11 protein-coding genes are annotated in these 11,150 nt (G+C 45.8%); 4 read left to right on the forward strand and 7 right to left on the reverse strand.

Annotated elements, in window-relative coordinates:
* The 5 genes from AC3A8L_RS15450 to AC3A8L_RS15470 all read right to left on the reverse strand — a co-directional run.
* Window positions 1–527: class-II aminoacyl-tRNA synthetase family protein (locus AC3A8L_RS15450; RefSeq protein ID WP_487963169.1), on the reverse strand; the 527-nt coding region annotated here is incomplete at its 3' end.
* Window positions 528–529: 2 nt separating this feature from the next.
* Window positions 530–1,708, reverse strand: coding sequence for an acyl-CoA dehydrogenase family protein (locus AC3A8L_RS15455; protein ID WP_487963170.1), 1,179 nt, complete (start codon window positions 1,706–1,708; stop codon window positions 530–532).
* A gap of 5 nt (window positions 1,709–1,713) precedes the next feature.
* Window positions 1,714–1,974 carry an acyl carrier protein gene (locus AC3A8L_RS15460; RefSeq protein WP_487963171.1) on the reverse strand — a complete coding sequence of 87 codons (261 nt, stop codon included), beginning with the start codon at window positions 1,972–1,974 and terminating at the stop codon, window positions 1,714–1,716.
* A gap of 919 nt (window positions 1,975–2,893) precedes the next feature.
* Window positions 2,894–3,397 (reverse strand): hypothetical protein, encoded by a 504-nt coding sequence (locus AC3A8L_RS15465; RefSeq protein ID WP_487963172.1) that lies wholly within the window; start codon window positions 3,395–3,397, stop codon window positions 2,894–2,896.
* Window positions 3,398–3,409: 12 nt separating this feature from the next.
* Window positions 3,410–4,177: a MipA/OmpV family protein gene (locus AC3A8L_RS15470; protein WP_487963173.1), complete on the reverse strand. Its 768-nt coding sequence runs from the start codon at window positions 4,175–4,177 to the stop codon at window positions 3,410–3,412.
* Between the two features lie 134 nt (window positions 4,178–4,311).
* Between AC3A8L_RS15470 and AC3A8L_RS15475 the strand changes: the two genes are divergently transcribed.
* Together AC3A8L_RS15475 and AC3A8L_RS15480 are read left to right on the forward strand one after the other, a co-directional pair.
* The gene (locus tag AC3A8L_RS15475; RefSeq protein WP_487963174.1) at window positions 4,312–5,481 is read left to right on the forward strand and encodes a sensor histidine kinase; all 1,170 of its coding nucleotides are present in this window, start codon (window positions 4,312–4,314) and stop codon (window positions 5,479–5,481) included.
* Window positions 5,478–6,116: a response regulator transcription factor gene (locus tag AC3A8L_RS15480; RefSeq protein WP_487963175.1), complete on the forward strand. Its 639-nt coding sequence runs from the start codon at window positions 5,478–5,480 to the stop codon at window positions 6,114–6,116. Before AC3A8L_RS15475 ends, AC3A8L_RS15480 begins: the two co-directional genes overlap by 4 nt.
* Before the next feature lie 100 nt (window positions 6,117–6,216).
* On the opposite strand, the gene AC3A8L_RS15485 is transcribed toward AC3A8L_RS15480, so the two are convergent.
* Window positions 6,217–6,876 (reverse strand): glutathione S-transferase family protein, encoded by a 660-nt coding sequence (locus AC3A8L_RS15485; RefSeq protein ID WP_487963176.1) that lies wholly within the window; start codon window positions 6,874–6,876, stop codon window positions 6,217–6,219.
* Window positions 6,877–7,070: 194 nt separating this feature from the next.
* On the opposite strand from AC3A8L_RS15485, the gene AC3A8L_RS15490 reads away from it, so the two are divergent.
* Window positions 7,071–7,658: a TetR/AcrR family transcriptional regulator gene (locus AC3A8L_RS15490; RefSeq protein WP_487963177.1), complete on the forward strand. Its 588-nt coding sequence runs from the start codon at window positions 7,071–7,073 to the stop codon at window positions 7,656–7,658.
* 143 nt (window positions 7,659–7,801) lie between these two features.
* Here the strand turns inward: AC3A8L_RS15490 and AC3A8L_RS15495 are convergent, their stop codons facing one another.
* Window positions 7,802–8,188, reverse strand: a complete 387-nt coding sequence (locus AC3A8L_RS15495) for a diacylglycerol kinase (RefSeq protein WP_487963178.1) — start codon at window positions 8,186–8,188, stop codon at window positions 7,802–7,804.
* Window positions 8,189–9,194: 1,006 nt separating this feature from the next.
* Between AC3A8L_RS15495 and AC3A8L_RS15500 the strand changes: the two genes are divergently transcribed.
* On the forward strand, window positions 9,195–10,787 hold the full coding sequence (locus tag AC3A8L_RS15500; protein WP_487963179.1) for an inorganic phosphate transporter: 1,593 nt from the start codon (window positions 9,195–9,197) through the stop codon (window positions 10,785–10,787).
* The last annotated feature ends 363 nt before the right edge of the window (window positions 10,788–11,150 follow it).

Genomic DNA, 11,150 nt, shown 5'->3' on the forward strand with positions numbered 1-11,150 from the left:
AATACGTTATCGGCGGTATCCAAGCGAACTAGTTCCCGCATGCGGAAAGATTGCATGCGGGTCGGGTCGGGCGAGGGCTCGTGGCGGAAACACGTGGTGCCTAAGTGAACAAGGCGGCCACCCTTAGGCAGTGTTCCTGTTAATGTAGGGTAAAGCGGGTAGCAGGCGGCGGGCGCGTGGCTAAGGTCTGTCATGGACAGCATTTGCCCCCAGTCTTCCTTATTCGCCATTTTTTCTTTGAGTACGGGCAGGTCGCGTTCGTTGCCGCAAAAGCAATGCACTAAGCCTGCTAGGTGCGGCATGCTATCCATAAAGCCACTTTTTTCAAGGATCTTTCTGGGCATCACTGGTGGGAAGTAAGAAACTTCCTCTTCACCTGTGGCCGTTACAATATGGGCTTCAAGTCCTTTGATGATATTTTCGAACTTAGAGGTGCGACCAAATAAACCCGGCTCACCCATAGGGATAAAAAAGCCGTGCTCTAAAAGGTTATCTAAAAAGACTTTCTGTTCTGCTTCTCTGCTCATGTTTAAAACCCTTGTTGTCTATCGCTGTTGCCGCGAAGGACAAGTTGCATAGAGGCGTTGGCCTCTACAATGCGTTGATTGTGAATCATCAGTACGGCCGAATTGGCGTCGCGTAGATGGCGGCCAAGACTAAATGGCGTGCCGTTTTTATAGGCCATAACACCAGCTAGCTGCATCGCCTGCGAAACAATACTGACAACATGTTGTGATGAATCGAGTTTCAAATTATTGATGCGAATACCAAAGGCCATACCGAGCAGTTGCTCGCGGTCGCCTTTGAGTAAATCTTGATACTCTCTAATCACACCGAATAAACCATCGCGCATTGCTTGATGTTGCGAATAAATACGGGTGAGTTCGTGTGCCGCTACGGGGATTTCGCCACGCTGTTTGCGTGCGCTTTTACGTACTAGGCTACGTGTGCGATTGAGAGCATCGGTGGCTATACCCAGCCAGAGTGCAGCCCACAAAATATGCGAGTAAGGCACCATGGTTTCGCCGGCAATATTGGCGAAATTTTCAGACATCACTTGCCAGCCTTCACCTTCAGCCGTTACATGGCCACCGGCACTACAGGTACCGCGCATGCCAAAGGTGTCCCAAGTACCAGGTTCGGTAATGGTGAAATGGCCTTTAAGCGCCAGCACTAAAACTTGGTCGTTTGCGGCGGCATCGGCGTTGCGGCGGGCCGTTATTAACAAATCATCGGCATAGGCACCGTAGGAAATAGTGGTGGCCTTTTTGAATAAGCTAAACCCGTTATCGGTTAATTCGACGCCGGCAATACTGCGGCGCATTTCACCACCAACGCCTTCTTCCGACGTTACCGATGCGATAAGACGTTGCTCGTTAGCCAGTGTGCGCAAATAATTTAACCAAGGTGCTTCATCTTTACAGTGCTCGGCGATAGAGCCGACCTGTATGTAATGCATCGCGAGGATCATGGCGCTTGCAGAACAGTATTGACCAAGGTTGGCACACAGCGAAGCTAGCTCTTCAATATTAAGCCCCGCGCCACCAAGCTCACGTGCCACGCCGGCACTTAAATATTTCCCTTCCTTTAATGCCGCGAGTGTTTCACTGGGGAAGCGTGATTCTTTGTCGACATCGTCGGCGAACTGACTCGCAACTTCAGTGCCGATACGCTGAATAGATTCGAGTAATGAAGCGTAGGTCTCCATTGCGATTAACTATCCTCTTCTAAAATAACTGAGATACCGTCGCGTATCGAAGATATGCTCTGAAACATGTGGCGGTTAAGCATGTTATCGGGGAATTCGATATCAAATTCATCTTCAAGCGCCAACATCACATTAACACTGGCACGGGAGGTTAAGCCGGCTTCATAAAGGTCGTCGTTTTCACCAACAGTTTCAATGGCTACACCGAGTGCACCCACTTCCCCTAAAACTTTTTGAGTGCGTTCGGTAATTTCTGAAATATCCACGTAAATATGTCTCCGGCTGTCAATAATAAATATCGTGGCATTTTCGTCTTTTGGATGCATGCATTGCAAGTTTAATATTGAAAATACCGTTAAATATTAAAAATATAATTATTTTGATTGTGAATAATTATTAATTGGGTAGAGCGTTTCTATCTTATTTAAGGTCAAAAAAATTGAGTTGTCGAAAATGCTTACACTTATTTTTTGGCACTATCGATATTCAAAGTCCCTGATTTGTAGTGTCCTTATTGCTTATCGCTCCTAAAGCCAAAAATTTAATGTAAACAAGCTTTCATAAGCTTTCATAAGCTTTCATAAGCTTTCATAAGCTTTCATAAGGTGATTTTTTTATTAAATCAGATGATACGGGAAGTTATGTCGATAGATTGTAAAATGTCATAAAACTTTAGCGTCGATTTTGTTTACAGGTATGTTCTTTCTAGTGTGTATTAATGTTTTGAAAGGTGTGTTTTCTCGTCATTTTTTTGACGGGGGATACCGCTCTGTACGTCAGGTTTGTTTACAGTGGTTTTTTGTGTGAACCTGAGATGACGGGATCGAAATAACCGTGATAAAACCGAACATAGTCGTATCCTAAATTTTCACAGGATTTTACAAGCCGCGCAGGGGATCCCCTCCTATCTTGTAGCGATAGCCAGGCTCTAGTAGCACTGCGAAGGGGGATAGTTGGATTCAAAGCAGGCTTTCTTGATAAGCCTGCTTGCTTTTATAGCGTAAAGCGACAATTTAAAATGGGTGCAACGGTTGTTTCGCTAACGCAGGGGTAGGCGAATTGTTGTTACTTGGTTGGACCTAGCTGTTAGGTGCAATTAGCGGGCATCTGTATTCTTTCATTTGGTGCTTAATTGTCCATATGTAGTTTTTTTACAAAATAAAAGTCGCTTTACGACATGAAATGCTACCAAAATGTAAAGCGGTGAGTTCGGTATTCACAATGACTTCCACGGCATAATTCGAGAATTAAATAATTTTTAAGTGGTAGCTCAGTAAAGTAATGGGTCAAGTCAGCGCCGCCGATAAAGTCGCCATCATGGAAGCAACTGAAATCGTTGTCGGAGTTATAGTCGCACAGGAATATAACCTCTCTGGCCGCATAACAATGATCGTTGGACCCTAGACCGCATTCTTTGTCTGTAACGATAATGTCATCCGTTGAGATGCGCTGATCTTGGCTTAAATACAGTTTTACTTTGAAAAAAAAAGCTCCATTGGCTCGCCATTCAATACGCAAAATTTGGCCCGGCACTAGGTCGGAATGGTTTACTTTAAAGCCTGTGATGTCGATATCTAGGTGACTGTTGAGCTCTTTAAGGATTGGATCATTTTTCCCTCCGCAGGCTAATAATGATGTGGTGAGTATCACCGCGAGAGCGTAGCGCCATTTAAAATAACGTTTATCCATTATTTGCCTCACTTATAGATTAACTACATACATAATACTGAATTGCGAGCGGTAGCTTCGGCCCACTAAGGGGCTGCCGACAACGTCACGATCAAGTGATTCATAGCGATACAGGCCGCGCAGTGAATGATGTTTCGTCAGGGGAATGAAAACTCTAAGGCCTGCAAAGTCATTGAGAGTATTGCCGAGCGAATACTTAAATCGTCCAATGCTGTCGTCAGTATTAGTTTCGTTAACGCCGTACACGTAGCTAGCGTACTTGTCTTGCATCCAATACAATCCCACGCGCCCAGCCACTTGCCAGCCACTAGAGTGACGATACAGAGGGATATCGGTGTGTATTAGTGCGGTTACCGCATTGGAGTGACCTTGAATATCCCGTGACAGCCTGAAATGAACAAGGCCATAATCGACTTGAGCGCGTGCGGTGAATTCACCTTTGGGGCTTTCGTAGTCGTTAAAGACAGGATCGTCTGAGTCGAATCCGATTAATGAAAAATCTGATTGGTAGGTTTCGTCCCTGTAGCCCAGACCGATGCCAATATCGACTTTAGAATCGATTACCTTGTATTGCACCAGGCCTTCACCAACACCAAACCCCCAGCGACCAAAGCTCGCGTTAAAATAGGGTAAAGGCGTTTGCTCAAGAGCTACGCCTTTCCAAGGCGAATAGAAGAGGGTTCCTCCGCCGCCAATTTCGAATTGCCATAGGTCACTTGTATCTGCGCCAACAGCACTAGCCCAGCAGATCAGTGTGCCCACGATTCCGTATTTTAACATGTCGCCTCCCCATCAAATAATCAGTGGGGGTTAGCATATAGAGGGCTAGCCAGTACCACATGTGTCAATTGTCACGATCTAAAAGTGACAATTGACACATGTGGTACTGCAGCCTTAACGCGTAGAATGAACTTATGAATAAACAGAACTCTTTTTTGAGCCCACTTTATAGCTTGCAGGCACTTGAGCGAATTATAGCGATATCAACAGGCTTGATCGTCGCGTTTATAACGCTGACTTTCGAAGAGCCTACGGGCTGGGTAAGTTCGCTTAATGTTTCTAAGGTTGTTGTGGGCGGTTTGTTAGCAATTGTCATCGGCTATTTATTACTGGAGTTTTTCTGGGATGGTTTGTCGGCGCTGAATCACTACAGAAAAGGTTATTTTATCATCGCTTTTCTGGCTACCTTTCTATTAATGTTACTGTACGATTTAATCTTCGTAAGCATCTTAACGATATTGATGGTTAATCGAGCTACCCATATTTACAGTTTACCGACCTGCTTGGCGTTGGCTATTTTACCTACCTTGTCAGGTGGTTTAGTTAATCACTTCGTACATGCATTACCTTACTCCATGGCCTCAGCAATTCTATTCGTTTTGTTTAATCTGGCGATTTTAGTTATAGGCTTTGCCGTTTTATCTGAGCGAAGGGAGAAGGAAAAGTCAGAAAAGCTTTGTCATGAATTACAAGCCACACAATATTTACTGAGTGAAGCTGCTAAGCAGGACGAGCGTTTGCATATATCGCGCGACCTGCATGATCAAGTCGGCCATCACCTAACCGCGCTCAGTTTACAGCTAGAGGTGGCTATTAATGCACCCCCCGAAGAAGCCGCCCCCCATGTTCAGCGAGCCAGAGATATTTCGCGGCTTCTATTAAGTGATATTCGTGCGACTGTGAGCGATATTCGCTCGAATACCAAAATTGATATTGGTAGGGCCATAAAAAACTTGATACAACCCATTGATAAAGGCCGCGTATTCATTTCAATACCGGATGATTTAAGCTTACATAGTACACGTACGGCCGAATGTTTATTCCGCAGTGCTCAGGAATCGCTCACAAATGCGCGTAAGCATACAAAATCCACGCGAATTGAAATCTGTATTTGTAAAAATGAAAAGGCATATGATTTTACCTATTCTGACAATGGCGGTTTTATCGGCAATTTTAACTATGGCAATGGCCTTATCGGAATGAAAGAGCGGGTGGAGTATTTAGGTGGCGAAATGGAAGTTATTACGAGTCAGGGCGGCTTTGGTATCAACCTAACAATACCCAGTCAGGAAATATATACATGAGCATCGACGTAATGATTGTTGATGATCAAACGCTGGTTCGCCAAGGCATTAAAAGTTTATTGTCACTTAAAGAGGATGTTCATGTCTGTTGTGAGGCATGGGATGGTCAGCAGGCGTTAGAAACACTTTGTCATGCTTCATTTGATGTCATATTGCTTGATATTCGTATGCCTGTAATGAGTGGTATTGAATTTTTACGTGCGGTCCAAAAAAATGGCGATAAGCTCAATGTTTTAGTCTTAACCACATTCGATGAGCACGATCTAGTGCTTGAATGTTTAAAGTTAGGCGCAAAAGGCTACTTAAAAAAAGATGTCAATCTCGAGACTTTAGTGAGTGCTGTAAGAACCGTTGCGCAGGGAAAAAGCTGGATTCAGCCTGTTGTAACCGAGCGAATAAAAAGCCAAGTGAAACCATCGGAGCTAACAGATAAGCCGTTGAATATACCGCTGACAGAAAAAGAGCAACAAATTCTACAACTTGTTGCCGCAGGCTACACTAATCATGAAATTGCAGAAGCCACTTTTCGTTCCGATGGCACGGTACGTAATCAAGTGTCTTCCATCCTAGCAAAACTGGATGTGAAAGATCGAACGCGTGCTGTGCTTAAAGCGATGGACTTGGGGCTACTGTAGGGGCTCCTATCGTTCTAGGGTGCCTTTATGTCGTCCCTGGCCGTTTTACTACATACGATTAATTCGCCATTTCGGGTCCACCTGGATAGTTGCAACAAAGTTATCTCTTGAGTAACGATAGATCAGGCTGCCCTAAAATGCCTTCGGCGTAGGGCTGGCTTTGCTGAAAGCGAAGGTAGTGCTGTAGCTGTGGGAATTTAGGCAATAGATTAAAGGGCGACTCTAATTGGCTCATATAGTCCAACATCGGTACAAGCAGGGCATCGCACAGGGTGAACTGCTCGGCAATAAAGAAGCGCTTATCACCAATACTGTCGCTTAACCACGAGAGAACCTTTTCGGCCTCGGGTAGCGCAGCCTTGGCGACATCCAACCGCACTTGTCCGTTTTCCCCTTTGGGCATAAAAAACTCCAGCATGATATTGCCCATCGTGGGTTTCGATACATAGAGTGCTATGAGGCTCGCTTGGGCGATGGTTGTGGCTTTGAGTTGACTCTCTTGCGGGTAAAGCGATGGCCCTGCTTTGTCGTCTAGGTAGGCGGCGATTGCAGACGATTCTGGCAGCACAAAGTCTCCGTCGATCAAAACGGGTAACTTCTTGAAAGGATGCAAAGCGGTGTGCTGATCGGTAAACGGCCGTATTACCTCACCAAAGGGGGCGAGGGTCACTTCGTGTGCCAGGCCTTTGAATTGGCAAATTAAGCGCATGCTGCGCAAAAAAGATGAAAAACTGGGGCCGTAGAGTTTGAGCGGTTCCATGTAAGCGTTCCTAACAATAGTTGTGTTGAGGTGCTACCTTGGGGGGAAGTCATAATATGTTCAAGAACATATTCTGTCGTTTTTTCAGTTATAGCTGAATAATAGGGAGCTTAGTAATCGCGTTAACCGGTTGGGGTGTCGATCTTTGTTCTTTGTAATATCATGCGCGACACGATTAATTTCAGGGGGCAATAATGGCTTGGACAGAGGAGCATAAGATCCAATCGCGCGAGCGTATTGTGGATAGCGCAGCGTTGTTATTTACCCAGTACGGGTTTGATTCGGTATCGATTGATGACGTGATGAAGGCTGCGGGGTTAACGCGTGGGGCTTTTTACGCGCATTTCAAAAATAAAGCAGAGCTTTATCAGTACGCAATTCTTGCGGGTGCTAGGCAAGCCAAAGCCTTACTGGAGCAAGCCGAAGAGTTTACTGTATCGAGTATTGCTGAGCATTATTTACGCCTAGGCGATGCTAGCCACCCCGAAAGCTTTTGCCCGTTAGCGTTCTTCGTTACTGATATGACCCAGCGCGATAGCAAAATTAGAAATACCTATACACAAGCGCTTAAAGGCTACATCGAAATCCTAGAAAGCATGGCGCTCTCGCCAGATAAAGCAAGGCAAGCGGCGGTGATGATGATTGGTGGCTTGGCGCTTTCCCGCGCGATTACCGACGAGGTATTACGCGAGGATTTATTGCAGTCTTGTTTGGCGGGAGTTCGTGTTTTGGTGATGCAATCCACTGAGGCGGACAAAGCCATTATTAGGGAGCGTGCATGAAATAACTTCCCGTTTTTGAATTCCTGGGTGCACGCTTGTCTTCGTTAAAAATATTTGCAATAGCCGGCTATTACGCCCTATTTTCGCCTCGGCAAGCAAGCACCCACAAACCCAAACTCCAGCAACTTATTCCGTGCAAGCCCCTAAGTCATAAATTTGCTGAATAGGGCAGCGGTCCAGAGCAAGACAATAAAGCCTAGTGCAATAACAACTGCGGCCGAGCCAATATCTTTAGCGCGACCAATCATTATATCGTTTTCGAGCGTGATGCGATCGGCGAGGGTTTCTATGGCAGAATTTAATAGCTCTGTGAGCAGTAAAATACACAGTGCGGCAACCAGTACGCTCCAGTGAGCAACCGATTGCGCTAAAAAAAATGTTGTTGGGAAAAGCGCCATAGTTAACATGGCTTCTTGTCGAAATGCCGATTCAAAACGCCAGGCAAATTGTATGCCTCGCAGGCTACATAAGCTCGCGTTTAAAATTCGCTTTATGCCCGTGCCGTTTTGTTTATTGTATTCTTTGGCCATAGTCATCCTATTTAAACAATCGAGTGTTATACGGTGTCGGCTTATTACCCTAAATGGCGTGGCGTATTAATATTTTTTGCCAACATTCTAGATAGGGTGTATTAGCTGTTGATAGTACCTTGCCCTGTCTTTTTAAGCGATGTTTTGACGTTAAATACAGTGAACTGTATGGCGGGGGATGTCGTCGTGTGATCCTAGCGCCCGAAGCAATCGTTGGCATCTCTCTGCTAAAGGGAAGGTGAATCTATTTAAATTGGATGCAGTCTTTATGGTCGCCATTAAGCGTAAATGATCCGAGCGTACCGCATCCCAGTTCTATAAAAATACTCATGGTTATTTTGTGAAAAAAGCACTGGTTTTAAAATGGCCACGGTTCTATTTTTAATAAATAGTCGTGGAAGTATAGGGCTCAAAAATAAGCGTTAGTCTCTGTTCCTTAGGGTAAGAAATAATGAATTAATCGTTGTTATATCGGTGTGCGAAAAAAACGCGGCCATGGTAACGCCGTAAAGGCTACTGCGCTTTAATCGTACCCATCGGTTTTGATAATTAAGTTTAAGGCGTGCGATGAAAACGACCGGAATAAAAACCACGAAGTGTAGGCGTAGAAACATCACCCTGAGGCGATAGTTGGCAGCGAAAACTGTTCAATGGTATGCAGTACGTTCAGCCAAAAATAGAGATCATAAAAGCAGGAATGACTATTGCTGTCAGCCGTATAGAGAGGGGGACGCTACGAAGGTTGCGTAATATCCTCATAATATTTAAGGACTTGAGTGTATGCTGAATTTCACTATGAGGTTCACTATGAGTTTGGGCGTTCGGCTTTCGGTTGGCTGGGAAATACCTTGGTTTTGAAGAAAGCTATTTCGTAGGTGATGCTTTTTTGCTCAAAGGTTGTCTTAATCGTCGTTTTTGACTAGCCCTATTTGTCACAGAACCGTAATATGGCGCCCTTTATGACTCAACAGGTGAAGGCGATTAGCCCACACCCTAGGTATCTCGTATGTCTCTACCGGAAAGTACCCCCGCTCAAGCGGGTTCCCCCATTGGTGAATCCGTCTTGAACTCACTCAGTCACACAACACGTATGGGGCTTTCATTCGCCTTTATGATCGCGGTGCTAGGCATTACTTATGTGGTTATGCCGAATACGCTGCACCCGCAGTTGCTGATTTTTGCCTCATTGGTGGGTGCTTATATGGCGTTGAACATCGGCGCTAATGATGTGGCCAATAATGTTGGCCCGGCGGTGGGTTCGGGTGCACTTACCTTGGGCGCCGCGATTGGCTTGGCGGCGGTAGGTGAGGCGGCCGGTGCTTTACTGGCCGGTGGTAATGTTGTGGGTACGATTAAGTCGGGCATTATTAACCCAAGCCTAGTTCATGATGCGCAAACCTTTGTTTGGCTAATGGCGGGTGCTTTGGCGGCGGGTGCTATTTGGTTGAACTTTGCAACCTGGATGGGCGCCCCCGTTTCTACCACACACTCGATTGTGGGCGGTATTTTAGGTGCCGGTATTGCTGCCGGCGGCCTGGGCATTGCGAACTGGAGTAAAATGGGCGCGATTGTCGCGAGCTGGGTTATTTCTCCTGTCATGGGCGGTGTGATTGCCGCTACATTACTGATGTTTATTAAGCGCGCGATCTTGTACCAGGATGACCTTAAAACAGCGGCGTTGCGCTATGTACCGTGGTTAGTGGGTTTGATGGCTTGGGCATTTACTAGCTACTTACTTACCAAAGGCTTGAAGAAAATTTGGCATCCCAGCGGCCTAGAAGCTTTTGCTTGGGGTTTTGTTGTGGCTGTTATTGCCTATGTTTTTACCCGTAAGCGTCTTCAGGCTACTAGGGATCGAATAGAAAACAGTATTGCTGGGGTTAACAAGCTCTTCACTATTCCGCTTATTTTTGCCGCCGGTTTATTAAGCTTTGCGCACGGTGCCAACGATGTGGCTAATGCGATTGGGCCTTTGGCCGCTATTACTGAGGCGTTATCGTCTGGGACGGTTGCGGGTAAAGCGCCTATCCCAATATGGGTAATGTTGATTGGCGCGCTGGGTTTGGCGGTAGGTTTGGCGTTGTTTGGCCCTAAGCTTATTCGCACCGTGGGCGGCGAAATTACAGAACTCGATAAATCGCGTGCTTACTGTATTGCCATGGCTGCAGCCATTACCGTTATTATCGCATCGCAACTGGGCTTGCCGGTTAGCTCGACTCACATTGCCTTGGGTGGTGTTTTTGGGGTTGGTTTTTTACGGGAATATTTGAAGACGCGTTATGCCAGTAAATTGCACCAAGCATTGGATGAGCATAGCGGCGAAGCCCGTGTACAAATTCAAGAGTATTTAAAGCAGTTCCAATCGGCCAGCGTTGAAGATATGCGCGCCATGCTGAAGAAATCGAGCGTGCAAACAGCGACGTTACCGATCTCAGAAAAAGAGCGAAAGCGCTTGAAGAAGGTTTATCGCCAAGAGCTTGTTAAGCGCCGTCACCTTTATAAAATTGCAGCGGCTTGGGTTATTACTGTTCCGGCTTCCGCTTTACTGGGTGCAACGATGTTTTTCATCCTACGCGGTATGCTATTACCCGTAAGCTAGTATTGTTGAATACCGTGATGGCACCCTTGCATGGGTGCCATCACGGTGTTATTTCCTCGTTCCTTATGTTCTTAATGCCACCGTTGATTCGACCGTAAAAATTTAGATCTCCTCAAGTTCCCCTCGCTGTAAAAACCTATAAGTTCAGAATAAACACCCTGTTGGTGACGGCAGAAGATTTTTTGCGTCTTCATTTTGTCTATTGGCTGGGTATTTTGTGGGTGTTATAAAGTGCTGTTCATACCGGCACCTTTGTGGGGTTTAGCCGCTGGTCATTTTTTAGTTGGCGATTGTTTTGATATCAATAGGACTGGTAACGCCGCGCTCTTGTATGCCGACGACGTGGGTGTAAATTTGGGTGGT

The organism is Marinagarivorans sp. (assembly GCF_982758155.1).

Excerpts from the sequence above, each read along its gene's own strand:
- AC3A8L_RS15455 (WP_487963170.1), bottom strand. The coding sequence starts at position 1,708 with ATGGAGACCTACGCTTCATTACTCGAATCTATTCAGCGTATCGGCACT.
- AC3A8L_RS15465 (WP_487963172.1), bottom strand. The coding sequence starts at position 3,397 with ATGGATAAACGTTATTTTAAATGGCGCTACGCTCTCGCGGTGATACTC.
- AC3A8L_RS15470 (WP_487963173.1), bottom strand. The coding sequence starts at position 4,177 with ATGTTAAAATACGGAATCGTGGGCACACTGATCTGCTGGGCTAGTGCT.
- AC3A8L_RS15475 (WP_487963174.1), top strand. The coding sequence starts at position 4,312 with ATGAATAAACAGAACTCTTTTTTGAGCCCACTTTATAGCTTGCAGGCA.
- AC3A8L_RS15480 (WP_487963175.1), top strand. The coding sequence starts at position 5,478 with ATGAGCATCGACGTAATGATTGTTGATGATCAAACGCTGGTTCGCCAA.
- AC3A8L_RS15485 (WP_487963176.1), bottom strand. The coding sequence starts at position 6,876 with ATGGAACCGCTCAAACTCTACGGCCCCAGTTTTTCATCTTTTTTGCGC.
- AC3A8L_RS15490 (WP_487963177.1), top strand. The coding sequence starts at position 7,071 with ATGGCTTGGACAGAGGAGCATAAGATCCAATCGCGCGAGCGTATTGTG.
- AC3A8L_RS15495 (WP_487963178.1), bottom strand. The coding sequence starts at position 8,188 with ATGGCCAAAGAATACAATAAACAAAACGGCACGGGCATAAAGCGAATT.
- AC3A8L_RS15500 (WP_487963179.1), top strand. The coding sequence starts at position 9,195 with ATGTCTCTACCGGAAAGTACCCCCGCTCAAGCGGGTTCCCCCATTGGT.